The sequence below is a fragment of the Dechloromonas sp. ARDL1 genome (genome assembly GCF_051122455.1).
GTDB lineage: Bacteria > Pseudomonadota > Gammaproteobacteria > Burkholderiales > Rhodocyclaceae > Azonexus.
In genome coordinates this window covers 1,837,771-1,861,164 of sequence record NZ_CP168939.1, presented here as the reverse complement: position 1 = coordinate 1,861,164, position 23,394 = coordinate 1,837,771, and the positions used below count along the sequence as shown (strand labels likewise).

Sequence of the window (23,394 nt, the reverse complement as noted above, 5' to 3'; positions counted from 1 at the left end):
CTGACGTACGTAGGAGGAGACAAAAATGGAAAAAATCTGGCTACAAAGCTATCCGAACGGTGTCCCGTCGGAAATCGACATCGACCACATTCCATCGCTGGTTGCCTTGTTCGAGAAGGCTTGCACGACCTACGCGGACAAGGTTGCCTATATCAGCATGGGCAAGGAAATGACCTATCGCCAGCTGGACGAGGAAAGCCAGGCATTTGCCGGCTGGCTGCAGGCCAAGGGGTTCAAGAAGGGGGATCGTGTCGCGCTGATGATGCCCAATCTGCTGCAGTATCCCGTCGCGCTATTCGGCACGTTGCGTGCCGGGTGCGTGGTGGTGAATTGCAACCCCTTGTACACACCGCGCGAACTGGAGCACCAACTCAAGGATTCGGGGGCCACCGCCATCGTCATCGTCGAGAACTTCGCCCATACGCTGGAGCAGGTGCTGGCCCATACGGCGGTCAAACACATAATTGTCACGCCGATGGGCGAAATGCTGGGTTTCAAGGGCGTGCTCGTCAATTTCGTGGTCCGCCATGTCAAGAAACTGGTGCCGGCTTGGAGGATCCCGGCGGCGAGCGGCTTCAACAGTGCCCTGGCCATCGGTCGCAGTCACGGCTGGAAGCCGGTTGCGCTGACCCAGGACGACATTGCATTCCTGCAGTACACCGGCGGTACCACGGGTGTTTCCAAGGGCGCGATGCTGACGCATGCCAACATCGCCGCCAACGTCACCCAGGCCTATAACTGGATCAAGCCCGTCGTGCGCGAAGGTCAGGAATTCATCATCACCGCGCTGCCGCTGTATCACATCTTCGCGCTGACCGCGAACTGCCTGACCTTCCTGATGATCGGCGCACGCAACCTGTTGATCGCCAATCCACGCGACATTCCGGGCTTCGTCAAGGAGTGGGGCAAGTATCCGGTGACCGTGGTGACAGGCGTCAATACCCTGTTCAACGCCCTGCTCAACAATCCGGAATTCGCCAAGCTCGATTTCTCGACCATGCGGGTTACGCTGGGCGGCGGCATGGCAGTGCAGGGGCCGGTGGCCGAGAAATGGCTGAAGGTGACCGGAACCCCCTTGCTGCAAGCCTACGGCCTGACCGAAACCTCGCCGGCAGCAACCATCAACCCGCTGGACATGCGCGAATTCAACGGCGCCATCGGCCTGCCGATTTCGTCGACCGAAGTCGCGATTCGCGACGACAACGGCAACGAGGTACCGCAAGGCCAGGTTGGCGAAATCTGCGTGCGCGGCCCGCAGGTGATGAAGGGCTACTGGCAGCGGCCGGACGAAACCGCGCTGGTTTTCTACCCCGACCGCTTTCTGCGTACCGGCGACATGGGCTATATCGACAAGAAAGGTTTCGTTTTCCTGGTCGATCGCAAGAAGGACATGATCCTGGTCTCCGGCTTCAACGTCTATCCGAACGAGGTCGAGGAGGCCGTGGCCATGCATCCGGGGGTTATGGACGTGGCGGCCATCGGCGTTGCCGACGAGCATTCCGGCGAGGCGGTGAAAATCTTCGTCGTCCGCAAGGACCCGCGGGTGACCGAAAAGGAACTGATCGACCATTGCCGCAAGCAGCTGACCGGCTACAAGGTGCCGAAACATGTCGAATTCCGTGACGACCTGCCGCGTACCAACGTCGGCAAGATCCTGCGTCGCGCATTGAAAGAGGGGGCGTAATGCCCAAGGAGCATCCGTAATGCCTATTCCAGCCGCACTGAACAAGAACCTGTCGCTGCCCGCCATCTGCGCGCCGATGTTCATCATCTCCAATCCCGATCTGGTCATCGCCCAATGCAAGGCAGGCCTGATCGGCTCCTTCCCGGCGCTCAACGCCCGGCCCAAGGAACTGCTCGACGACTGGCTGACGCGGATCAAGGCCGAACTGGCCACCGATCCGAACGCCGCGCCGTTCGCCGTCAACCAGATCATCCACCCCTCCAACGAGCGCCTGGAGCATGACATGGCGCTGTGCGTGAAGCACCAGGTGCCGCTGATCATCACCAGCCTGTCGGCGCCGACGCAGATCGTGCCGCACGTGCATGCCTACGGCGGCAAGGTCTTTCACGACGTGATCAGCGTCCGCCATGCCGAAAAGGCACTGGAAGCCGGCGTTGACGGCCTGATCCTGGTCTGTGCCGGCGCCGGTGGCCATGCTGGCACGCTCAGCCCCTTCGCACTGGTCGGCGAAATCCGCAAGTTCTACGATGGCCCGATTGCCCTGTCCGGTTCCATTACCAACGGCCAGGCCATTCTTGCCGCACAGGCCATGGGCGCCGATTTCGCCTACATCGGCACGCGCTTCATCGCGACGACCGAGGCCAACGCGGTCGAAGCGTACAAGCAGGCCATCCTCGATTCGGCGGCCAAGGATGTCGTCTACACCCCGTATTTCACCGGGGTGCACGGCAACTACCTGATGAAGAGCATCGTCGCCGCCGGTCTCGATCCGGCCAACCTGCCGGAGAAGGACAAGACGTCGATGAGTTTCGGCGGCAGCCGCGACGCCAAGGCGTGGAAAGACATCTGGGGCGCCGGGCAAGGCGTCGGCACCATCGACGAGGTGCTGCACACTGCCGAACTGGTCGCCCGCCTGAAACAGGAATACCGCAGCGCCAAGGCGGCGCTGTGCAGCAATCCGTTCTGAACAATAAACCCAGGAGACAGCAGCAATGAGTGACTATCGCGCCCCGGTGAAAGACATGCGCTTCGTGATGGACGAACTGGCCGGTTTCAAGGAATTGAGCCAGATCGCCGGTTTCGAGGAGGCAACTCCCGATCTCGCCGACGCCGTGCTGGATGAGGCAGCAAAATTTGCGGGCGAAGTGCTGGCCCCGCTCAACCGCATCGGCGACAAGGAAGGCTGCAAGCTGACCCCGAATGGCGTCACTACGCCGCCGGGCTGGAAGGAGGCCTACAAGGCATTCCGTGAAGCCGGCTGGAACGGCATTTCGTCGCCTGCCGAATTTGGCGGTCAGGGCTTGCCGGACTCGTTGGGCGTTGCCGTCAAGGAAATGGTCTGCTCGGCCAACCTGTCCTTCTCGCTCGGCCCCTTGCTGACCACCGGGGCTGTCGAAGCCTTGCTCACCTGCGCCAGCGACGAACTGAAGGCCACTTTCCTCGAAAAGATGGTGACCGGCGAATGGACCGGCACGATGAACCTGACCGAGCCGCAGGCCGGTTCCGACCTGGCGCTGATCCGCTCGCGCGCCGAGCCGCAGGCCGATGGCAGCTACAAGGTTTTCGGCCAGAAGATCTTCATCACCTACGGCGACCACGACATGACGGACAACATCGTCCACCTCGTGCTCGCCCGCCTGCCCGATGCACCGGCCGGTGTGAAGGGCATCTCGATGTTCCTGGTGCCGAAATTCCTGGTCAATGCCGACGGTTCGCTCGGCGCGCGCAATGATGCCCATTGCGTTTCCATCGAACACAAGCTCGGCATCCACGCCAGCCCGACCTGCGTCATGGCCTATGGCGACAATGGCGGCGCCGTCGGCTACCTGCTCGGTGAGCCGAACCGCGGCCTCGAATACATGTTCATCATGATGAACGAAGCCCGTCTCGGCGTCGGCCTGCAAGGCATCGCCCTCGGCGAACGCGCCTACCAGCAGGCGCTCGCGTATGCCCGCGAACGCAAGCAAGGGCGCGACGCGCTGACTGGCGAAGCGCTGGTCAGTATCGACAAGCACCCCGACATCCGCCGCATGCTGATGCTGATGAAGTGCCGCGTCGAGGCCTGCCGCGCCATGGCCTACTACACCTCGGGCCTGCTCGACCGGGCACATGCCGCCGGCCATAGCGAAGAAGGCAAGCGCCAGTTGTGGCTCGCTGAGTTCATGATCCCTATCGTCAAGGGCGGCGGCACGGAAATGGGTATCGACGTCACCTCACTCGGCGTGCAGATTCACGGCGGCATGGGCTTCATCGAGGAAACCGGCGCCGCGCAGCACTGGCGCGATTCGCGGATCACCACCATCTACGAAGGCACCACCGGCATCCAGGCCAACGATTTGCTGTTCCGCAAGCTGATGCGCGACCAGGGCGCCACCGCCAAAGTCGTCTTTGGCGAGGTGTACGCCACGGCGAAGGCACTGGGCGCATCCGGCAAGCCGGAACTGATGGCCATCGGTCAAAAACTCGGGGCCGCCCTCAAGGCCTGGACTGACGCCACCGAATGGCTGGCTGCCAATGCCAAAACCGGTCTCGGCGGCGTACTCACCGCGGCCGTGCCTTACCTTCACCTCGCCGTCACGGTATGCGGCGGCTGGTTCATGGGCAAGGCCGCATTGGCTGCTGCTGGTTATCTCGACAAGGGCGAAGGCGATCAAGCCTTCTACCGCGCCAAGCTGGCCACCGCACGCTTCTACGCCGACCAGATGCTGCCTCAGGCAGCGGCTTACGCAGAAACCGTCAAGGCAGGCGACGCAGCGATTGCTGGCATGTCGGGTGACGAACTGTTCTGAGCATCAATAATCTTCTCTGCGGGTTTGGCAAAGCGAAATCCCCTGGCAACAGGTCTCACGCGTCAAACCATTGGGGGCCTTTGGCCCCCTTTTTTTGGCTCGTTGCGCCTGCCCGCTGAGGGCGGCGTGATCGTGATACCGACGCTTTCGAGGGCTCTTGCCAAATGGATGTTGGCGGCGACTAATTCCCGCTGTGCGGCGATCTGCTCACCCGGGAAGATGCCCCGATTGCGGCGCAAGAGCCATCGGCTGTGCTTGTTTTGGGCGGGCTGCCGGACGGCGTTGGCCTGATCGACGCAGACACGATCCTGCACATATCGCCAAAGGACGCCGCGACATGGAGATGCTCATAGTCCAGCTTTTCAATGGCGGCTGGGGTGCCAGCCGCCAATAAAACAACGATTTATTCCTTGATGGCTTCGATGGCGACGTCGATGCGGACTTCGTCGCCAACGTACGGTGCGTACTTGCCGGCGTTGAATTCGGAGCGCTTGACCACGGTGTAGGCATTGGCACCGATGGCGTCCTTCTTCAGCATCGGGTGCGGCATGGCCTGGAAGGAGGTCACGGTCAGGCTGACCGGTTTGGTGACGCCCTTCAGGGTCAGGTTGCCTTCAATCCTAGCTGGCTTGTCGCCTTCGAAGATGACCTTGGTGGACTTGAAGGTGGCAGTCGGGTACTTGGCAGTGTCGAGGAAGTCTTCGCCCTGAATATGCTCGTTGAAGGTGTCGTTGCCGGTGTCGACCGATTTGGTGTCGATCACGATGTCGACGGAGCCGGTCTTGGCGGCCTTGTCGAAGATGACCTTGCCGCTGTTCTTGTTGAAGCGCGACAGTTGGGTCGAGTAGCCGAAGTGGCTGTACGAGAAGCGCGAGAAGGTGTGGGAGCTGTCGGCGACGAAGGTTTCCGACGCAGCGAAGGCCGGGGCGGCGGCAGCAATGGCGAGGGCGAGGGTGGCGAGTTGCTTCTTCATGGTGGGTTCTCCGATTGAGGTTGGGGTTACTTGCTGTTGGCGGTGATGCGGAACTTGATCAGGACGTCGTTGGCGACGATGTCGAACTTGGCCCAGGAGCCTTCGCCAATGGAAAAGTCGGCGCGGCGGATGGTGAAGCTGCCGTCGAAAACGCCGGTGTTGCCTTGCGCGGTGAAGGTAGCGGGAACGATCACCTCCTGCGTCTTGCCCTTGATGCTGAGCTGACCGGCAACTTCGTACTTGTTGCCGCCGAGCGGCTTGATGGTGCCGGAAACGAATTTGGCAGTGGGGAAGGCCTTGGTGTTGAACCACGGCTTGCCGGCGACTTCCTGATCGCCTTCCGGAGCGCCAGTGTCGACGCTGGCCAGATCGACGTCGAAGGTGGCCTTGGCAGCCGTCGGTTTGGCGGGGTCGAAATTCAACTGGCTGGCAAACTTCTTGAACTTGCCATCGACGGCGACGCCCATCTGCTTGTAAGTGAAGTTGATGGTGCTCTTGTCCGGCTGGACCTGGTTGTATTCGACGGCCTGGACCGAGAAGGCAGTGACCATGGCAAGGGCGAGAATGATTTTTTTCATGTCGGTTCTCCGTTTTTTGGGGGGTATCAGTGCTTGGGCAGCATCCGGGTCAGGATGTCATCCTTGTCGATAAAGTGGTGCTTCAGCGCGGCACCGATGTGCCCGGCGAGCACGGCGACGAAGAGCAGGTTCAGGCTCTTGTGTACCAGGGCGAGCAGGTCACCGACTTCCTTGTTCTTTTCCAGCAGGTCGGGGATGGGCAGCACGCCGAAATAAACGGTCTGGAAGCCCTTGGCCGAACTCATTAGCCAACCGGATAGCGGGATGACGATCATCAGCACGTAGAGCAGCAGGTGACCGGCGTGGGCGGCGAACTGCATGATCTTCGGCATGCTGTCGGGCAAGGGCGGCGGGCGATGGGCCATGCGCCACAGCAGGCGGAAGCTGACGAGCAGGAAGGCGGTGACGCCGGCCCACTTGTGCCAGGAGTAAAGCTTCAGTTTTTCCGGCGACAGCGGCAGGTCTTGCATGGTGAAACCCAGGGCCAGGAGGGCGAAGAGCAGGGCTGCCATCAGCCAGTGCAGGGCCTTGGCGGTTTTCGTGTAGCTCATGCGGGTTCTCCTTGTTCAAAGGCATAAGCGTCCATGGCGATTACGTAATCGTCGATGCCGGCGTGGAAGCGTTGGCTGCGCGGATGGTCGCCGCCGGCTCCAAGTGCGACATGAAAGGGCAACAGATGTTCCTCGCTGGGATGTGCCTGCATGCCGCCCGGCGCCCGACGGCGGTAGTCGAGCAGGGCAGGCGCATCGTCGTCAGCCACCCGCTCGGCGACCCAGTCGGCAAATTCACGGACGTAGGCCGGTGTTTGTCCGCCGTTTTGCCAGGCGGCCTGAAAATCGCGCAGGTTATGGGTGATGCTGCCCGAACCGATGATCAGAAATCCTTTGGCAGCCAGCGGGGCAAGGGCGCGACCGATCCGGTAAGCCTGTTCCGGGCCGCCTCGGCTTTGCACGGAAAGCGGAACGACGGGTACCTCGGCATCGGGGAACATCAGGCGCAGCGGTACCCAGGCACCATGGTCCAGGCCACGTTTGCTATCGGTGGCGACGGGCAGGCCGGCCTGTTCCAGTGCAGTGACCACTTCGCGCGAGGCTTCAGGACAGCCGGTGGCCGGGTAGCGGATGGTGTATAGCGTTTCCGGAAAGCCCCAGAAGTCGTGGATGGTTTCAAGCTTCTCGGCAAAGCCGACGGTTGGCACGGCCGTATCCCAATGCGCGCTGACCATGATGATGGCGCGGGGCAGCGGCAAGGTGGCCGCCTTGGCGACCAGCGCGGCGCCGGCTGCGCCCGGACGCAGCGCGAAGGTGGGCGCGCCATGCGGGACGAAGAGGGCAGGTTGGATCGGGTTCATGACAGCACTCCGTTTGCGATGGGCCTACTGTATGCTCGTTTTTTGGTGCGAAATAGAGGACAATTGACAAATCACTATTGCTAATTAAGCAACAATGGATCGTCTGGATGCAATGCAGTTGTTCGTACGGGTAGCCGAACTCGGCAGTTTTTCTGCCGTTGCCCAGCAGATTGGTGTCGCCCGTTCCGTGGTGACGCGGCAGATTGCCGGCCTGGAGGCGCACCTTGGCGTCAAGTTGATGGCGCGCAGCACCCGGCGCCTGACCCTGACATCGGCCGGCACGGCTTATCTGGAAAAGTGCCGGGTCATTCTCAATCTTGTCGAGGCCGCCGAAACCGGAGTGGCCGAAGAGCGCCAGACGCCACGCGGCAACATTCGCATGGGGCTGCCGCTGAGTTTCGGCCTGAAGCGCCTGGCCCCAATGCTGCTGGCATTTGCTCGGCGCTACCCTGAGGTCCGGCTCGATATGGAGTACAGCGACCAACGGGTCAACCTGATCGAGGAGGGTATCGATCTTGCCATCCGTATCACCCGGCGCCTGGAGTCTGGCGACATTGCGCGCCGGATCGGGGGCAGTCGCCTGCGGCTCCTGGCGGCACCCGAATACCTCGCGCGACACGGAACACCGATGCATCCATCCGAATTGGCGCGACACCAGTGCCTGGGGTACACCAATACCGGCGGGCATAGCATCGCGTGGCAGTTCATGGTTAACGGGCAATTCGAGAGCTTTTCCGTGCGCAGTTGCCTTAACGCGAACAATGGAGAGGTTCTTGCCGAAGCGGCGGCACAGGGGATGGGAATCACCTGCCACCCCGATTTCGTTGCGGACAGCTTTCTCGCCAGCGGGCGCCTGGTCGAAATACTTCAGGACTTCCCATGCCCTGAATTGGGTATTTATGCCTTGCTGCCCAGCAACCGGCACGTGCCGCATCGGGTGCGGGTGCTCATGGACACGCTTGCCGAGCAACTCATGCAGCAGCCGGAGAGAAACAATTCTTTACGCAGTGACGACAACCGCTGAAATGACGAGGCGTTAATATGCAGGAATGCATGTGCTGCCGCTTCGGAGCAGCTGCCATTTCCGGTTCATGCAACTGAAAAAAGGAAAATCTGAATGAGCGGTATCGTGTGGACCATCGTGGTCGGCTTCGTCGTTGGCCTGGTCGCCAAGTTCCTGCATCCTGGCAAGGAAAACATGGGTTTCATCGCCACCATCCTGCTCGGGGTGGTCGGCTCCTTCCTGGCTGGTGTCGTCGGGCAGGCCATGGGCTGGTATCAGGCTGGCCAAGGGGCAGGATTTATTGCGTCGGTGGTGGTCGCGATCATCCTGCTGGTTATTTACGGTCGTTTCCGCGATAAGGGAATCCAATGAAAAAGAAACTGCTTGCTTTGTTGGCCATGGGCCTGGCCGCAACCGCCCAGGCGGGGGCTCTGATCGATCTGTCCGCCGAGGCCAGCCGGCCCGCCGCCAACGACATGGTGCGCGCCAGCGTGTTCAGCGAAGCCACGGGCAGCAATCCGGCCGAACTGGCACGGCGCGTTAACGGCGATATCGCCGAGGCGCTCAAGGTCATTCGCGACAGGAAAGGCGTCAGCGTCAAGAGCGGAAATCAGTCGACCTATCCGGTCTACACCCAGGCACGCAAGATCGATGGCTGGCGGATGCGCAGCGAGCTGCTGATCGAATCGAAGGATTTCGGCACCGTTTCCGATCTGCTGGGGCGCCTGCAGCAGATGCGCCTGGCGGTTGGCGACATCAGCCAGATGCCTTCGCCCGAAACGCGGCATCAGGCGGAAGACGAAGCCATGCGCGAGGCCATCCGCGCCTTCCAGAATCGTGCCGCGTTGATCGCCGATACGCTGGGTAAGGGCTGGAAGATCAAGCAGATGAATATCAACCAGGCGGGCGGCATGCCACCCACGCCGATGCCACGCGTCCGCGCTGCGGCGATGATGGCCGAGGCTGCGCCAGCGCCGCTGGAAGCGGGCGAGAGCGTGGTCACCACCAATGTCAGCGGGCAGATCGAACTAGCCGACTGATGGGCTGGCCGGGGAGGCTGCTGCACCGAGGCAATGCTGCGGCTTCGAAGCGCTAACAAAATGATCCTGGCGTTGTTGTGCCTCCTTGCCGTACGCATTGTACTGTCTGCGTCGGCACGCCTAGCCAAGACCGCTTCATTTCGTTACAGCTTCTTAGAAGCGCAGCGTTGTATGCAGCATGGCGGTTCGACCGAGCTGCGGCATTTGCCAGCGGCGGACGCCCATGATCTGGTCGCTGGATACCGGGTCGGCGTATTGCCGGTCGAACAGGTTGTAGATGCCCAGCGCGACTTCCCAGCGTTCGCCGGATGGGGCATAGCGCAGGTTGAGGTTGGTCAGCAGGTAGGCCGGGACCGACTGATTGCCCATGTCGGCGCAGCGGCGGCTGATCCACTGGCCTTCCAATCCCGCCATTACGTGGGGAATGCCGATCGGCATGCCGATATTGGCCTTGACCATGTGGCGCGGCGAGTTGTCGAAATGGCGCGCTTCGTTCGCCGCGTGCTGGATGCCATAGCCTGTGCGCAGGTGGCCGCCGTTATTCCAGCGTTGCTCATACTCGATTTCCAGGCCGCTTGCCCGGGCTGGTGATCCATTGATGGCCACGTCGTTTTCATCCGTCGTTACCATTCGGTCAATATGGAAATGGTAGGCCGTGGCCGTCAACTTCGACTGTATGCCGAAACGCTTCTCCCAGGCGATTTCCAGTGAGCGCATCTTTTCCGGCTCCAGTGAAGGGTTGCCGTAGGCGAAGCTCGGCGCCGTGTAGTAGCGTTCGTAAACGGTGGGTACGCGGAAGGCGGTTCCGTAAAGAATTTTGAACAGTCCTGCGCTTTGCGTTTCGTGGGTCAGCCCGATGCGCGGGTTCCAGAACGAAGCAAGGCGGCCTTGCGCATCGATGCGATCGTGGCTGAGTCCGAGCGTGAGCAGTGTGGCGTTGCCAATCTGGATCTCGTCCTGTGCAGTGAGCGAAATTTGCGTGCTTCTACGGTGGTCGTCGAGGCAGGGCGTCGTGGTGCCATTGTCTACGCAACCATAGCCGCGGTCGAAATTGAGCTGGTTCTGGCGCCAGTTTGACTTGTATTCGATACCCAGTGTGATCCGTTGGCCGGACCAGGCGGTATTCACCAGTCGGTTCTCGATGCCCCACCAACTGCCGCGTGCCCTATCGATGTTCATGACGTGCGGATCGGCGACCGGAGCTGTCGAATAGTCGTAGGGAAAGTGACCATCGAAACGATAGTCGCCGAGGTAAAGCTGCTGATGCAAGGTGTTGCTGGTGTTGAGTCGCCACTCCTTGCTCAGGTTGAGCAAGGTATAGGCATCGGTTTCCGTGTGGCTATGGTCGTCGGCAATGGTGTCGTAGCTGGCGGTGGGGACGGTTTTTTCGCGTTTGGCGTGGATTAGCGACAGATGCCAGTCGCTCCCCCGGATTTTTGCAAACAGTTGCCCACCTTCCTTGCCGCCGACACGATGCAGGTCGCGGCGCGAGCCGTCACCGCTGACATCGTCGACCGATAGCGTGCGGCCATGGGTCTCGAAGCCGGAAACCGAGAGCAGTACATCGTGACCGCCGACCAGGCCGCCCCAGCTCAGGCGCAGGCGACGGTCCGCGCCACTGCCGACCTTGAGTGAGGCTTCGCTTCCAACGCTGCTCCCGCTGCGGGTCACGACGTTGATGACACCGAACATGGCGTCGCCGCCGTAGATTGCCGCACTGGGGCCACGGATGACCTCGATGCGCTCGATCAGTCCGATATCGAGCGGGAAGGCTGAATCGACCGGCACGCTGGCGAAAACATTTTCATTGATCGACTGGCCGTCGATCAGGGTTTGCATGCGCGGGCGGTAGTCCCCGGGTTGCGAGATGCCGCGCACGCCGCCGTAGGCGTAGGTTTGGTCGTGGGTAACCGTGAAGCCCTGCAGGCTGCGCAGTGCGTCGCCCAGGGTACGCCAGCCGTATAAACGAATATCGTCGGCGGTGACGATGGAGACGACCGAAGGAATCTGGTCCGGATTTTCGGCAAACTTGGGGGTCGATACGATACGGACCTTGAGCAGATCCTCCAGCGAATTGTCGATGCCATCGATGCTGCCCCAGGCCGGGGTAGCCAAGGCGAGCAGCACGCTCAGTGCCGTGATGGAAAGGAGGCGGGCGGGGCGGATATTCCCGGCCGTCATTCGGGTTCGTTTGCCGGTGCGAGCGAAGCTGCCACCGGTTGGAAGTTGAGGAAGTCCTGGACCGGCATGGGGCGCGCGAACAGGAATCCCTGGAAAGTGTCGCAACCGATCTCGCGCAATAACGAAGCTTGGCGCTCGGTTTCGACGCCTTCGGCAACAACCGTCAGGCCGAGGGCGTGGCCGAGGGTGATGATCGCGTGAACCAGCGCCCGCTCGCGGCTGTCGTTTTCGAGATCGATGACGAAGGAACGGTCGATCTTGATTTCGTCGATGCTGAAACGGTTCAGGTAGCCGAGTGAGGAGAATCCCGTTCCGAAATCGTCGAGCGAAACGTGGATGCCGCGTTGGCGCAACTCGCCGATGACGTTCTGGGCGGTATCGGCGTTCTGCATCAGCAGGCTTTCGGTGAGCTCGATGACCAGCGATTCGGGCGGAATGCCGGTGCGGTGGAGTTGTTCGTCGATGAACTGGATGAGCGAGCGTTCGAAAATACTGTCGGCCGACAGATTGATGCTGATCCGTCCCGGTTTCATGCCCCAGGTGTGCCAGTCGGCGATCAGGTCGCAGACATGGGCGATCAGCCATTCGCTGATCGGGTGGATCAAACCGGTTTCCTCGGCCAAGGGAATGAACTCGCCCGGGGAAATCATGCCCAGTTCGGGGTGCTTCCAGCGCAGCAGGACTTCGGCGCCGGTCAGAGCTCCTGTGCGGGCGCACAGTTTGGGCTGGAAGTAGGGTTGCAGTTGGCCGCCTTGATCGATGGCCGCCCGCAGATGGCGTTCGAGCATCATGCGATGGCTGGCTGCGCGGTCATGCTGCGGATCGAAGAAGCTGACGCTGGCGCCGCCGCCAGCCGATGCCTGGGTGGCGACCAGCATGGCCTGGCGCATCAGTTCAGGAATGGCGTCGGCATGCTCAGGGTAGTCTGCGATGCCGAGGAAGGCCTTGACCAGGACTTCTTCGCCTTGCAGCAGCAGCGGACGCTGCATGATTTCGACGATTTGCCCGGAGAAGCATTGAACTCGCTCCTTGGTCATGCTCCCCGGCAGGGCGGCGATCAGGGAGTGTTCGTCGTAGCGCGCCAGCTTGACCTGTTGAATGCTGTCGAGATCGGTCCCGCAGCTGCATTCCGGCGCTTCGAGCAAGCCCTTGAGACGGCCGGTCAGGGCGCGGATGGTGGCGTCGGCAATCTCCTGGCCGAGGACTGTCTGCACATCCCGCAGATTGGCCAAATGGATGAAGACGATCGACAGGGGATGTTTTCCCGATAGTTCGGCCTCGCGTTCGAGCAATTCGACCAGGCGGGCACGGTTATTCAGCCCGGTGACCGCATCGTGCCAAGCCAGGTCGCGTATCCTTTCCTCCTGCGTGACGCGCTCGGTAATGTCCTGAGTGAACCCCTCGGCGCCGATATAGCGATGGCGTTCGTCGAAACGGGGAAAGCCGCGTTCGTGGACGTGCTGCCAGGCATTGCTGTCGGCCAGGCCGCGTAGACGATAGTCGATCTGGTATGGGCGCCCCATGCACAGTTCGGCGCGCTGGCGCAGCAGCAGGGTGCGGTCTTCGCGGTGTACCCGGGCCATCAGGCGCTTGTCGGGGAAGGGGAGCTGGCTGGCTCCGATGATTTCCAGGTATTCCCGCGAGGCGCGAATGATGTTGCCCTCGGTGTCGGTTGTCCAGTTGCCGAGGCGCGCGATCTGCTGGGTGTTGATCAGCGTGGCCTGGCTGTCGTACAGCTCGCGGATGGCTGAGGCGGAGCGCAGCAGGTAGCGGATGCGATGTGGCATCAGCGGAATGTTGAGCGGCTTGGTGATGAAGTCCGTGGCGCCGCAGCGATACGCTTCGTCGATGGAAGTCTGGTCGTCGAGCGCGGTGAGCATGATGATCGGCAGGTGTTCCAGGCGATGCTTGCGGCGCAGGATCCGGCAGGCTTCGAAGCCGTTCATGCCGGGCATCAGCACATCGAGCAGGATCAGGTCGGGAACGTGGCCCTCGCTGATCATCAGGATGGCTTGTTCGGCCGAGCTGGCCGTACTGACGTCAAACTCGTGCTGCGCCAGCACCGATTCGGTGATGGTGCGCATGACCGGCTCATCGTCGACGATCAGGATTCGGGGCTTGATGTTATCCACTTTATCCTGCCTTTTTCTGACCGAGTTCGTCGAGGAGTTGTTCGGCTGCCGAGCGGACCAGCGCGAATTCCGAAACGATGCCCGGTAGCAGGCCGAGGAGCGTAGCGGGCTGCCGGTTGCGGGCTGCCTGTTCTGCTGCCTTGCAAAGCGCCGAGAAATCGGCCAGTCCGAGTGCCGCGCTTGAGCTCTTCAGGTTGTGCACGATGCGGGTAATGTGCTCGAGGTCGAAGTCTCCGCTCAGGTTCGACAGCACCTCAATGTGGGAGGTACCTTCGCGCAGGTACGAGTTCACCACGTTCGGAATAATGCGATCGGCTTCCTTGCCGAGGCTGGCGCGCAGTTCACGGAAGTCGAAGCTCGGGAGCACGGCTGTTCCCGCCTTGTTCTCTGGCACGGCCTGGGGGGGCGGCTCTTCGATTTTCTCCATGGCTTCGTTTCCGATGCGTGTCGCTCGCAGCCAGCGCAGCATCGCCGTGCTGATGCCGCCGATAGTGACCGGTTTGGCGACATAGTCGTCCATCCCGGCCTGCAGGCACATCTCGCGGTCACCGGCGAGCGCATTCGCCGTCAGCGCGATGATCGTCTGTCGCGGCAATCCTTCAGCGGCTTCTCGTTCGCGGATGCGGCGGGTTGCCGTCAGGCCGTCCATGACCGGCATCTGGACATCCATCAGAACCATATCGAACGTTCTCTGCTGCAGGATATCCAGGGCTTCCTGTCCGTTCATCGCATGGCTGGTCTGGCAACCCAGGGTATTGAGAATCTGCTCGAGAATCAGACGGTTCGTGTCGTTGTCTTCGACCATCAACACATCGGCGCCGAAATGCAATGCGCCGCCGGTCTGCGCCGTCTCTTCCTCGTCTTCTTCAGTCAGGCTCCACATCTGCGCCAGTTCGGTCCATAGTGCCAGGTCGCCGAAGGGCTCGCTCAATTCCCCCTCGATCCATTCCGGCATGGGCAGAATCTGTCCTTCCGGGCTGGCCACGCCACGTACGATCAGTGCCGGTGCTGTCGGCCAGGTGTCGCGCAATTTGAGGATGCTGCGCAAATCGGTGCTGTCCTCGACCAGGACCGTGTCCGCGTTGAAATCTCCGGGTGTCGACGCGTCCTGCGTGGGGAACGAGGCGGAAATGGCTTCGATTCCTGCCCAGCGCAACAGCGTCAGCCAGTGCTGGCAACGCGTTTCGTTGCGGCAGGAAACGACGACACGCCTGCCGCGCAGGCCCGGCATCCAGTCCGGTAGTTGGCGGATATCTCCGCAGGTGCCCAACAAGGGCAGCGTGATCGAAAACACCGAACCTTGACCTGGGGTACTGGCGACCGTGATCCGACCGCCCATCAACTGGATGAGATCATGGACAATGGCCAGCCCCAGTCCGCTACCGCCGAAGCGGCGGCTCATGCTGTTATCGGCCTGGCGGAAGGGGGAAAAAATGTCGCGCTGCGCGGCTTCGCTGATGCCGATGCCGGTGTCCTGTACGTCGATGCTCAACTGCTGCTTGCCACCTTCAGGATTGCATCGGCAAGATATACGAATCCCACCGTTGCTGGTGAATTTGATCGCATTGTTGAGCAGGTTGGTGATGATCTGGCCGAGACGATACTTATCGCCGAGGATGTAGTCCGGGAGATTCGGGTCAATATCGAACCATAATTCCAACCCTTTCTTGCGTGCGGCAGGCGCAAAGGCCTGGGCTACCTGCCCGATCACCTCGCGGAAGGGGAAGGGGAGTTTTTCAAGCTGCAGCCCCCCTGCTTCGATACGCGAGAAATCGAGAATGTCGTTAAGCAGGAAAAGTAGCGAGTCGGCCGAGCCACGCAGGGTTGCCAGCTGGCTGAGCTGGTGGGCGCTGAGCTTGCCGGCGGCGAGCAAGTCGGCAACGCCGATGATGCCGTTCATCGGCGTGCGGATTTCGTGGCTCATGTTGGCCAGGAAGGCACTCTTTGCGCGGTTGGCTCCCTCTGCGGCTTCCTTGGCGAGAACCAGTTCCTGAGTTCGCCGATCGACTTCTTCCTCGAGATGTTCGCGATATTGTTCCAGCGCCTCGTCACGGCTGGCAATTTCGACGAGCATGGTATTGAAGGCATCGGCCAATTGTCCAATTTCGTCGTTGGAGTGTTTGGTTGCCCGCTCACTGAAATTCTTGCTACCGGCCACTCGATTGGCGGTGTCGGTCAATGATCCCAGGGCCGAGAGCAGGGAACGCTGCATCCGGTTGGCAATAAGCAGCGCCAGCCCAAATGCGACCAGCGAGGCTGCGGCAAAGGCTGCCAGATCGGTCGCGATTTCGCGCCAGACACTGCCAAGACTCGCAGTCAGGGAAACCATGCCGATGGTGGCTTCATTCATGGAGATCGGCACGATGCTGGTCACATGGCTCCAGTCGGCTACCGCTCCTGATCCGTTGACGAGAACTGTCTGACGATGGGCTACGGCGGGTGAGCCGGCCCCAGCGAGTTGGTAAGTGTGGGTAAAACTGCCGTCGGCGTTGGTCATGCGGCCGAGCACGATGTCCGGGTGCCGGGCCAGGGCGGCAAACAGGCGTTCGGCGCCGGGGGCATCCTGGAACTCGACGACAGCGGTAGCATTGAAGGCGATCACCTCAGCCATCGAGCGCAGTTCGGTCAGTTTGGCTGAGCGCCGGTGTTCGGTTTGTCGTGCGGCAAAGAACAGCGCCGTACACAGCAGGCTGATGCCGATCGATACGGTAATGATCAGGGCCAGCCGGCGGCGAATGGGCAGATCGTGCTTCATCGAGCGGCTCCGGTAACTTGGCGGGCGAGGCGTAGCATTTGCGAACTCGCTTTCAGGTTGGCACGACTGATCGTTTCGGCATTGACATCAAATTGCAGGCGCCCTTCATTGCGGATCAAGGCGATGGCCCCGCCATCCCGGACGAAGGTTTCGACGTCGCTCACCGTCAGTATGGGTTGTCGGTCGACCCAGCGCAAGACGGCGCCAATGCGGGCTTCTTCAGTGTCGGGGATGAACAGCGCCTGGCAGTCCGAAAGCTGGTCCGGGCTGCTCACCTTACGGATGCGCAGTTCGCGCCCAGCGATCAGGCGTCCTTCGTAGCTGGCCAGATAGGGGCCGAGATTTTCGCGTCCGAACAGGCAGATGCTGATCGTGCTGCGGGTTCCCGGCCATTCGACGTATTTCAGGAAGTTAACCAGGTAGGCTGCCTTGAGTTGCGATTCCGATGTCACCTCCCCGAAGGTCGACGGCATCGCCAGCGCCAGGCCCAAGGCCAGCGTCAGTGGTGCGATGATTCGACGGAGGATGCGATGAGGCATGCTTGAGGTATCAGAACGTCCAGCGGGTGCTGACCAGCCAGGTTCTCGGGATCTCTGTGGGCGTGGTGGGGATGTAGTCGGAATAGCTTTCGGGGCGATTTGAAGCGATCAGATTGCGGCCGATCAATGCAAATTCGAGATCCTTGTTCCAGCGATAGGCATAGCGTAGATCCAGGGTGATATAGCCGCCAATGCGGTCGAAGCGGGGGGCGGTGCCGGTATTGGGTACCGTGTCGATCAGCCTGAGTTGCTGGTAGCCGCTGGAGCCGCGCAGCCACAGGTCGAACTGTTGGTGGCTGGTGATGTTCCACTGCGAGCGCAAGGAGGCAACGTGCCTCGGATGGGCCTGCTCGGTGATTTCGGCATCGCTATTGACGATGGGGTCGTTGTTGCGATCCATCTTCAAGGTGCTCCAGGCATACGACAATTGCAGTCGCCAAGAGGGTGCGACCAGCCAGTCGGCGGAGAGCTCGATGCCGTTATTCCAGCCAGCCCCTTCGTTTACCACATGGGTCAGGTTGAACAGTGCCAGCGTTCCGGGAAAGGTGGTGGGGACGCCGAAGTAGTTGCAGGCGGCGACGTTCTGTGCCGGCAGAAATGCGTGACAGCCGAACATGCCGGTCTGGGCGCCCGAACGTTGTTTGGTTAGACGGTAGCGATAGGCGTTTATATCGGCATTGAAGTTGCTGGAGAATTGCTTGCGGTAGCCGAGTTCCACGCCGCGCGACATTTCGGGGCCGAAATTGCTGTTGGCGCTGGCATAGGTGATGACCGGAATGGCGGCGCCGGCCTGTTGGGTGACGGATCCCTGGGCGACGATGGATATGTCGCGCTCGGCGCGCGTGGAGACGCGCGGCGCCTGGGCCAGTTTCAGCCAGGCGGAGTCGGTGCGCGTCGGGGTCCACAGCATGGTGGCATTGGCGGAATAGTTCGTACCATTCCGGCTACTCTTGTCGGCCCGTGCTCCCATACCCAGTTTCAGGGTGTCGGGCAGCAGCGTCCAGTCGTCGTGCAGGAAAATGCCGGTGTTTTTCTGGTTGTACGATGAGCCGCTCACCTTGATGTAGGGTTCGTTGGTTGAAATCTCATCCATCGATGAGCGGTGGTTGAGACCCCAGATCAAGTCGTGCTGCTTGAGGACCAGGCGGCCCTGATAGTCCATGTCATAGGTATTGCGGCTCTCGTGGATGAAGTCGGTAATGTCGATGCCGGAGTTGATCACCGACATCAGCAAGGAAGATTCGATGCCGGCATCGCTCAGCCACCGATAGCGACCGACCAGGCTCTGACTGTTCAGCTCCTGTGTCGGGAAGTAGGGAGAAACGTGAAGTCCGGGCTGGTTCCAGTCCGGTTTGGTCCGCCAGATGTCGCCGGTTCTCGACTGGGTGGCGTTGGCCCAGATGCTCAGATCGCGGCCGCCGCCCAGCGCATGGTCGAGACGAAAGTCGACCAGCATGTTATCCAGGCGGTCGCGGGCATTTCCTGGGTAACCGTGTTGTTGGGAGTTGTCGATATGACGCCCCTGGGCGGAAAGGCGCCAACTGGTGCTGTCATTGACGACCTGTCCGAACCGGGCGTACAGGTTGCCGTTGCCCTGCGTGCCGCCGGCAACGCTGAGTGCGGCCCCCGCCTGACTGCGCGTTGGCTTGCTGATGATGTTGATCAGGCCATTGACCGCGTTGGCGCCCCACATGACCGCCCCGGCTCCGCGAATGACTTCGATGCGCTCGATATCCTCAAGCGGAATCGGATCGAGCTCCCACATGACGCCGGCAAATAGCGGGTGATAGATGCTGCGGCCATCGATCAGGACTTGCAGCTTGGTCGCGAATCGTCCGTTATGGCTGCGTGCAGTGACCGCATAGCGGCCATTGTCGATTTGCGCGACCTGGATGCCCGGCACCATGCGCAATACATCGGGCAGGGCCTGTGCACCAGACGCCGGATGTCTTCAGAGGAAATGACGAAAGCCGCAGCGGCCACGTCGGAGATACTCTGACTCTTGCGTGTGACCGAGGTGATGTCGGTCTTGACGAGCTCTTCGAGACTCAGGTCATCGATAAAAGGGTCGGTAGCCAGGCTGTTTGTCGAGAAGCCTGAAAGGAGTGCCAGCAAAACGCTTGCATATCTCATTGTTGCTCCCAATATGCGGCATATCATAAATATTGTTTTTGTTAATTTGTAGCTTCGCCCGTGATTTTCGCCTTGGCTGTTTGATAATGCAAGCTGAATTAGCAGGAAATTGATAAGGCTATTTATAAAAATGTGAAATATTTCAGCCTGGCATCGTTTTTCGCATCAACTGGGCGGGCTGGGGTTTGGATGCCCGTGTTGTCGGCTTCCGGGGGCGAATCGTCGGAGAGCAACCTACCCCGCCTGTGCTGTCGCTCAGCTGAGCAGGGCAACCGCCTTGATCTGGGCGCGCAGGACGAGGCCGGGGCGTATTTCGAGCTTCTCGGCTGATCGTCGGGTAATGCGCGCGAGCAAAGGCTCGCCACCTGCCTGTAATTTGACCATAACGTGGCCCGGGGTGTCGGTTGGCGCCAGGTCGATGACGGTGGCGGTCACACAATTCAGGATGCTGGACAACATTTGCGGCACCAGCGCCAAGCTGACATCCCGGGCGTGAATGCGGCAGCGCAGCGTCGTGCCGATGGCTTCGCTGCGGCGGGAAACGAAGATCATGCCACCCGAAAACTCGAGGCGCGTGAGGTCGTCGGCTTCGTGAGCCGCGATGCGGGCATCAATGACGACCCCTGCATCGTCGGCAAAGGCTGCCGGCAAGTCGATGCGGCCGAGCACGTCGTTGAGCGGTCCGCTGGCGACCGCCTTTCCGTTGTCGAGCAGAACCAGGTGGTCGGCCAGGCGCGCCACTTCGTCCGGAGCGTGACTGACGTAGATGATTGGAATATCCAGGTCGCGGTGCAGGCGTTCGAGGTAGGGAAGGATTTCGTTCTTGCGCCGGAGGTCGAGGGCGGCCAGCGGCTCATCCATCAGCAGTATCCGTGGGGCGGCCAGCAAGGCACGGGCGATGGCCACGCGCTGGCGTTCTCCCCCTGACAATTGCCGTGGCGAGCGCTCGAGCAAAGGGGCGATGCCGAGCAGGTCGGCGACATCGGAGATGCTCAGGATGCTGGCGCCGCGAGCCCGACGTTGGCCGTATTCCATGTTTCCGCGTACCGAAAGGTGAGGGAAGAGGCCGGCGTCCTGGAAAACGACCCCCAGGGCACGCTGGTGTGGCGGCAGGAAAATGCCGCGCGTTTCGTCCTGCCATACCGCGTCACCAAGGGCGAAATAGCCTTGGTTTGCCCGTTCCAGGCCGGCCATGGCACGCAGGCAGGTGGTCTTTCCCGAGCCGGAATGGCCGAACAGCGCGGTTACGCCCTGTCCGGGCAATCTCAAGTCGACATCGAGCGAAAACTCGGCCCGCTCAATAAGAAAGCGCGCGCTGATTTCACCGCTCATGGCGTCCTCCGCGTGCCGGGTTGAAGGTATACAAGGCCATCAACACCATGAAGCTGAACAGAACCATGCCACCGGACAGCCAGTGGGCCTGGGTATATTCCAATGCCTCGACATGATCGTAGATCTGTACCGAGACGACGCGCGTCTTTTCCGGAATGTTGCCGCCGATCATCAGTACAATGCCGAATTCGCCCACTGTATGGGCAAAGCCGAGAATGGCACCGGACAGGAAACCCGGCTTGGCGAGTGGTACCGCGACCGACCAGAAGGTGTCCCAGGGACTTGCGCGCAGCGTGGAGGCCACTTCCAGCGGTCCGTCACCGATGGCTTCGAAGGCGTTCTGTATGGGTTGCACGACGAAGGGCAGGGAATAGAACACCGAGGCGATGACCAGGCCAGGGAAGGTAAAGGGCAGCAGGCCGAGGCCCAGCGATTGTGTTAGCTGACCGATGGGCCCGTGCGGCCCCATGGTGACCAGCAGGTAGAAGCCGAGAACTGTTGGCGGCAGGACCAAGGGCAAGGCAACGACCGCACCGACCGCGCCCTTGAAAACCGAGCGGGTGCGTGCCAGCCACCAGGCGATCGGCGTACCAATGATGAGCAGCAGCAGCGTGACAATCGTGGCCAGTTTCAGGGTCAGCCAGACGGCTGCGAGATCGGTACTATCCATGCGGGCCAGGACGGTGGGAAAAGTTCAGGCAGTTTACACAGGGTTGACGCGATACCGAAGTGCCCTGAACGCATGGCATGCATTCCTTGCGATGGCGAAAATCAATTCCATGTGAATTTGCTCACGGACGTTTTTTTTCGCCTGGGTGACACTGACATCAAGCCAATACGAAAGCCGGATCATGTCAAGCATTTACTCCAAGACGCTACGCCCGCAGCCCGCTGACGCCGCGCGGGGCAAATCCGTGATGCAATCAGGTCAGGACGAAATCGGTGCCTTTAGCCTGCGCGATACCCTGAGCGGCATTTCGGTTCGTGAAGCCAACTTCGGCGAGTTTCTCGCCGCCATGAAACAACGTGGCATGCTGGCAGCCAAGGTCTGAACGGGAAAATGTTCGCCGACGGATGCTTCTCGGCGTCTCGGTCGTGCAACGACCGGAAGGGTGGTGCCCATGGGCAGGATCGAACTGCCGACCTCTCCCTTACCAAGGGAGTGCTCTACCACTGAGCCACATGGGCAACCTGGTGCGTCCTGACGGGGTCGAACCGCCGACATTCGCCTTGTAAGGGCGACGCTCTACCAACTGAGCTAAGGACGCGAAAGGGGGCGCATTGTAACCGATATCTGCCGGAAGTCGAGCCTTTGTCGCGCTAAATGTGAGAAAAAGCCCGATTTTTCCGGTCCGGTTCGTGCCCTACGGGAAAGTCCGAACTTGCTGCGGAGTTCCGAACCCCCGACAATGCGCTGCTTTTCAGGCCCGCTGTTCCCTCGTTACGCTGACGGCAGCGAATCCAGAATCCCTTTCTTGCGAATAGCCATGCACCGTATATTGCTTGCGTTCCTTCTGTTGCCCGCCACCGCCTTCGCTGCCGGTTCCCTGCCATCGGTCGGCGGCATTCCCGTCGATTTCATCCTCTTCGCCTTGACCTTGCTCGGTGTCGCGCTGTTCCATCACGCCACCTTGTATGTCGCGCTGACCGGCTTGGTCACCATCAGCCTGTACAAGATACTGTTCACCGGCTTCAAGACCGGCCTCGGCGTCGCCGGCTGGTTCGGCCACCTCGGCCATGAATGGGTGACCATCGCCAACCTGTTCTGCCTGCTCACCGGTTTTGCCCTGCTTGCCCGCCATTTCGAGAAGAGCCACGTGCCGGTCATCCTGCCCAAGTTTCTGCCCGACGATTGGAAAGGCGGCTTCGTTTTGCTGGCCATGGTCTTCGTCATCTCCAGCTTCCTCGACAACATCGCTGCCGCGCTGATCGGCGGCGCCATGGCCCACCAGCTGTTCAAGGGCAAGGTCCATATCGGCTTCCTCGCTGCCATCGTTGCCGCTTCCAACGCTGGCGGCTCTGGCTCGGTGGTCGGCGATACCACCACCACGATGATGTGGATCGACGGCATCAGCCCGCTCGTCGTTTTCGATGCCTACGTCGCCGCCGGCGTCGCGCTGCTCATCATCGGCTACTTCGGTGCCAAGCAGCAGCACGCCTACTGCCCGATCATCAAGCATGCCCACAGCCACACCAAGGTCGACTGGGGACGCATCTTCATCGTCGTCACCATGCTCGTCTTCGCGGTCGTCACCAACATCACCATCAACGTCAAGTTCCCCGAACTGGCCGAACATTTCCCCTTCATCGGTGTTGCCGTGTGGGCGGCCATCCTGCTTACCATTCCGGTACGCCGCCACGACTGGGAACTGTTGCCGGAAACGATCAAGGGATCCATCTTCCTGCTCTCGCTGGTGCTTTGCGCCTCGATGATGCCGGTCGAGGAACTGCCTCCGGCTTCCTGGCAATCCGCCTTCGTTCTCGGCTTTGTTTCCGCCGTCTTCGACAACATCCCGCTGACCGCGCTGGCTCTGCGTCAGGGCGGATTTGACTGGGGCTTCCTGGCCTACGCCGTCGGCTTCGGCGGTTCGATGCTGTGGTTCGGTTCCTCGGCCGGCGTCGCGCTGTCCAACATGTTCCCGGAGGCCAAGTCGGCGGCGCAGTGGCTGCGCCACGGCTGGCACGTGGTCGTCGCCTACGTGGTCGGTTTCATGGTCATGCTCGCCGTGCTCGGCTGGCATCCCGATGCCGGGCACAAGCAAGTCGCCGAACCGGTCAAGGCCGAAACATCGGTGGCCGTACCCGCCCAATAGTCAGGGAGTCCGTTGGCGTTTTGCAAAGGGCGGCCGCGGCCGCCCTTGTCGTTTCTACGCGGCCTGTCGTCATATTCGAGTCAGCTTGCGA

At 61.1% G+C, this 23,394-nt stretch carries 19 protein-coding genes and 2 tRNA genes; 8 read left to right on the top strand and 13 right to left on the bottom strand.

Going from position 1 to position 23,394, the window contains the following annotated elements; all coding sequences use genetic code 11:
* Nucleotides 1-25: 25 nt before the first annotated feature.
* The 3 genes from AB6Q56_RS09245 to AB6Q56_RS09235 are packed head-to-tail and all read left to right on the top strand — an operon-like array spanning nucleotide 26 to nucleotide 4,473.
* Nucleotides 26-1,684: a long-chain-fatty-acid--CoA ligase gene (locus AB6Q56_RS09245; RefSeq protein WP_434516757.1), complete on the top strand. Its 1,659-nt coding sequence runs from the start codon at nucleotides 26-28 to the stop codon at nucleotides 1,682-1,684.
* Between the two features lie 19 nt (nucleotides 1,685-1,703).
* Entirely contained in the window at nucleotides 1,704-2,651 is a 948-nt protein-coding gene (locus tag AB6Q56_RS09240) for an NAD(P)H-dependent flavin oxidoreductase (RefSeq protein ID WP_434516756.1), read from the top strand.
* Nucleotides 2,652-2,676: 25 nt separating this feature from the next.
* Nucleotides 2,677-4,473 carry an acyl-CoA dehydrogenase C-terminal domain-containing protein gene (locus AB6Q56_RS09235; protein ID WP_434516755.1) on the top strand — a complete coding sequence of 599 codons (1,797 nt, stop codon included), beginning with the start codon at nucleotides 2,677-2,679 and terminating at the stop codon, nucleotides 4,471-4,473.
* 403 nt (nucleotides 4,474-4,876) lie between these two features.
* On the opposite strand, the gene AB6Q56_RS09230 is transcribed toward AB6Q56_RS09235, so the two are convergent.
* From AB6Q56_RS09230 to AB6Q56_RS09215, 4 genes are read right to left on the bottom strand one after another with little or no spacing between them, the layout of a single operon-like run.
* Nucleotides 4,877-5,446 carry a YceI family protein gene (locus AB6Q56_RS09230; RefSeq protein WP_434516754.1) on the bottom strand — a complete coding sequence of 190 codons (570 nt, stop codon included), beginning with the start codon at nucleotides 5,444-5,446 and terminating at the stop codon, nucleotides 4,877-4,879.
* 26 nt (nucleotides 5,447-5,472) lie between these two features.
* A complete protein-coding gene (locus AB6Q56_RS09225; RefSeq protein WP_434516753.1) occupies nucleotides 5,473-6,024 on the bottom strand; it encodes a YceI family protein in 552 nt (183 codons plus the stop codon).
* Between the two features lie 26 nt (nucleotides 6,025-6,050).
* The gene (locus AB6Q56_RS09220) at nucleotides 6,051-6,575 is read right to left on the bottom strand and encodes a cytochrome b (protein ID WP_434516752.1); all 525 of its coding nucleotides are present in this window, start codon (nucleotides 6,573-6,575) and stop codon (nucleotides 6,051-6,053) included.
* On the bottom strand, nucleotides 6,572-7,375 hold the full coding sequence (locus tag AB6Q56_RS09215) for a DODA-type extradiol aromatic ring-opening family dioxygenase (protein WP_434516751.1): 804 nt from the start codon (nucleotides 7,373-7,375) through the stop codon (nucleotides 6,572-6,574). The genes AB6Q56_RS09220 and AB6Q56_RS09215 overlap by 4 nt, the downstream gene beginning before the upstream one ends.
* Before the next feature lie 112 nt (nucleotides 7,376-7,487).
* Here AB6Q56_RS09215 and AB6Q56_RS09210 point away from each other — a divergent pair, with 112 nt between their 5' ends.
* The 3 genes from AB6Q56_RS09210 (at nucleotide 7,488) to AB6Q56_RS09200 (ending at nucleotide 9,418) form a co-directional block, all read left to right on the top strand.
* Nucleotides 7,488-8,399 (top strand): LysR family transcriptional regulator, encoded by a 912-nt coding sequence (locus tag AB6Q56_RS09210; RefSeq protein ID WP_434516750.1) that lies wholly within the window; start codon nucleotides 7,488-7,490, stop codon nucleotides 8,397-8,399.
* A gap of 93 nt (nucleotides 8,400-8,492) precedes the next feature.
* Nucleotides 8,493-8,750, top strand: a complete 258-nt coding sequence (locus tag AB6Q56_RS09205; protein ID WP_434516749.1) for a GlsB/YeaQ/YmgE family stress response membrane protein — start codon at nucleotides 8,493-8,495, stop codon at nucleotides 8,748-8,750.
* Nucleotides 8,747-9,418: an SIMPL domain-containing protein gene (locus AB6Q56_RS09200; RefSeq protein ID WP_434516748.1), complete on the top strand. Its 672-nt coding sequence runs from the start codon at nucleotides 8,747-8,749 to the stop codon at nucleotides 9,416-9,418. The genes AB6Q56_RS09205 and AB6Q56_RS09200 overlap by 4 nt, the downstream gene beginning before the upstream one ends.
* Nucleotides 9,419-9,571: 153 nt before the next feature.
* Here the strand turns inward: AB6Q56_RS09200 and AB6Q56_RS09195 are convergent, their stop codons facing one another.
* The 7 genes from AB6Q56_RS09195 to modB form a co-directional block, all read right to left on the bottom strand.
* A complete protein-coding gene (locus AB6Q56_RS09195) occupies nucleotides 9,572-11,599 on the bottom strand; it encodes a TonB-dependent receptor plug domain-containing protein (protein WP_434516747.1) in 2,028 nt (675 codons plus the stop codon).
* The gene (locus AB6Q56_RS09190; RefSeq protein ID WP_434516746.1) at nucleotides 11,596-13,731 is read right to left on the bottom strand and encodes a putative bifunctional diguanylate cyclase/phosphodiesterase; all 2,136 of its coding nucleotides are present in this window, start codon (nucleotides 13,729-13,731) and stop codon (nucleotides 11,596-11,598) included. The genes AB6Q56_RS09195 and AB6Q56_RS09190 overlap by 4 nt, the downstream gene beginning before the upstream one ends.
* A gap of 1 nt (nucleotide 13,732) precedes the next feature.
* Complete coding sequence (locus AB6Q56_RS09185; RefSeq protein ID WP_434516745.1) at nucleotides 13,733-16,486, bottom strand: ATP-binding protein; 2,754 nt, start codon at nucleotides 16,484-16,486, stop codon at nucleotides 13,733-13,735.
* Nucleotides 16,483-17,025 carry a YfiR family protein gene (locus AB6Q56_RS09180; RefSeq protein WP_434516744.1) on the bottom strand — a complete coding sequence of 181 codons (543 nt, stop codon included), beginning with the start codon at nucleotides 17,023-17,025 and terminating at the stop codon, nucleotides 16,483-16,485. The genes AB6Q56_RS09185 and AB6Q56_RS09180 overlap by 4 nt, the downstream gene beginning before the upstream one ends.
* Nucleotides 17,026-17,035: 10 nt before the next feature.
* Nucleotides 17,036-18,931 carry a TonB-dependent receptor plug domain-containing protein gene (locus AB6Q56_RS09175; RefSeq protein ID WP_434516743.1) on the bottom strand — a complete coding sequence of 632 codons (1,896 nt, stop codon included), beginning with the start codon at nucleotides 18,929-18,931 and terminating at the stop codon, nucleotides 17,036-17,038.
* 482 nt (nucleotides 18,932-19,413) lie between these two features.
* Nucleotides 19,414-20,490 (bottom strand): molybdenum ABC transporter ATP-binding protein, encoded by a 1,077-nt coding sequence (gene modC / locus AB6Q56_RS09170; RefSeq protein WP_434516742.1) that lies wholly within the window; start codon nucleotides 20,488-20,490, stop codon nucleotides 19,414-19,416.
* Nucleotides 20,480-21,160, bottom strand: a complete 681-nt coding sequence (gene modB / locus AB6Q56_RS09165) for a molybdate ABC transporter permease subunit (protein ID WP_434516741.1) — start codon at nucleotides 21,158-21,160, stop codon at nucleotides 20,480-20,482. The genes modC and modB overlap by 11 nt, the downstream gene beginning before the upstream one ends.
* A gap of 181 nt (nucleotides 21,161-21,341) precedes the next feature.
* On the opposite strand from modB, the gene AB6Q56_RS09160 reads away from it, so the two are divergent.
* The gene (locus AB6Q56_RS09160; RefSeq protein ID WP_434516740.1) at nucleotides 21,342-21,542 is read left to right on the top strand and encodes a hypothetical protein; all 201 of its coding nucleotides are present in this window, start codon (nucleotides 21,342-21,344) and stop codon (nucleotides 21,540-21,542) included.
* A 61-nt stretch (nucleotides 21,543-21,603) separates the two neighbouring features.
* Here the strand turns inward: AB6Q56_RS09160 and AB6Q56_RS09155 are convergent.
* Nucleotides 21,604-21,678: transfer RNA gene (locus tag AB6Q56_RS09155), tRNA-Thr, on the bottom strand.
* A gap of 4 nt (nucleotides 21,679-21,682) precedes the next feature.
* Nucleotides 21,683-21,758: transfer RNA gene (locus tag AB6Q56_RS09150), tRNA-Val, on the bottom strand.
* 219 nt (nucleotides 21,759-21,977) lie between these two features.
* On the opposite strand from AB6Q56_RS09150, the gene AB6Q56_RS09145 reads away from it, so the two are divergent.
* Nucleotides 21,978-23,303 (top strand): citrate transporter, encoded by a 1,326-nt coding sequence (locus tag AB6Q56_RS09145; protein ID WP_434516739.1) that lies wholly within the window; start codon nucleotides 21,978-21,980, stop codon nucleotides 23,301-23,303.
* Nucleotides 23,304-23,394: the final 91 nt, after the last annotated feature.

Excerpts from the sequence above, each read along its gene's own strand:
- AB6Q56_RS09195 (WP_434516747.1), bottom strand. The coding sequence starts at position 11,599 with ATGACGGCCGGGAATATCCGCCCCGCCCGCCTCCTTTCCATCACGGCA.
- AB6Q56_RS09235 (WP_434516755.1), top strand. The coding sequence starts at position 2,677 with ATGAGTGACTATCGCGCCCCGGTGAAAGACATGCGCTTCGTGATGGAC.
- AB6Q56_RS09245 (WP_434516757.1), top strand. The coding sequence starts at position 26 with ATGGAAAAAATCTGGCTACAAAGCTATCCGAACGGTGTCCCGTCGGAA.
- AB6Q56_RS09185 (WP_434516745.1), bottom strand. The coding sequence starts at position 16,486 with ATGAAGCACGATCTGCCCATTCGCCGCCGGCTGGCCCTGATCATTACC.
- AB6Q56_RS09175 (WP_434516743.1), bottom strand. The coding sequence starts at position 18,931 with ATGGTGCCGGGCATCCAGGTCGCGCAAATCGACAATGGCCGCTATGCG.
- AB6Q56_RS09180 (WP_434516744.1), bottom strand. The coding sequence starts at position 17,025 with ATGCCTCATCGCATCCTCCGTCGAATCATCGCACCACTGACGCTGGCC.
- modB (WP_434516741.1), bottom strand. The coding sequence starts at position 21,160 with ATGGATAGTACCGATCTCGCAGCCGTCTGGCTGACCCTGAAACTGGCC.
- AB6Q56_RS09240 (WP_434516756.1), top strand. The coding sequence starts at position 1,704 with ATGCCTATTCCAGCCGCACTGAACAAGAACCTGTCGCTGCCCGCCATC.
- modC (WP_434516742.1), bottom strand. The coding sequence starts at position 20,490 with ATGAGCGGTGAAATCAGCGCGCGCTTTCTTATTGAGCGGGCCGAGTTT.
- AB6Q56_RS09210 (WP_434516750.1), top strand. The coding sequence starts at position 7,488 with ATGCAGTTGTTCGTACGGGTAGCCGAACTCGGCAGTTTTTCTGCCGTT.
- AB6Q56_RS09160 (WP_434516740.1), top strand. The coding sequence starts at position 21,342 with ATGTCAAGCATTTACTCCAAGACGCTACGCCCGCAGCCCGCTGACGCC.
- AB6Q56_RS09215 (WP_434516751.1), bottom strand. The coding sequence starts at position 7,375 with ATGAACCCGATCCAACCTGCCCTCTTCGTCCCGCATGGCGCGCCCACC.
- AB6Q56_RS09205 (WP_434516749.1), top strand. The coding sequence starts at position 8,493 with ATGAGCGGTATCGTGTGGACCATCGTGGTCGGCTTCGTCGTTGGCCTG.
- AB6Q56_RS09200 (WP_434516748.1), top strand. The coding sequence starts at position 8,747 with ATGAAAAAGAAACTGCTTGCTTTGTTGGCCATGGGCCTGGCCGCAACC.
- AB6Q56_RS09225 (WP_434516753.1), bottom strand. The coding sequence starts at position 6,024 with ATGAAAAAAATCATTCTCGCCCTTGCCATGGTCACTGCCTTCTCGGTC.
- AB6Q56_RS09220 (WP_434516752.1), bottom strand. The coding sequence starts at position 6,575 with ATGAGCTACACGAAAACCGCCAAGGCCCTGCACTGGCTGATGGCAGCC.
- AB6Q56_RS09145 (WP_434516739.1), top strand. The coding sequence starts at position 21,978 with ATGCACCGTATATTGCTTGCGTTCCTTCTGTTGCCCGCCACCGCCTTC.
- AB6Q56_RS09230 (WP_434516754.1), bottom strand. The coding sequence starts at position 5,446 with ATGAAGAAGCAACTCGCCACCCTCGCCCTCGCCATTGCTGCCGCCGCC.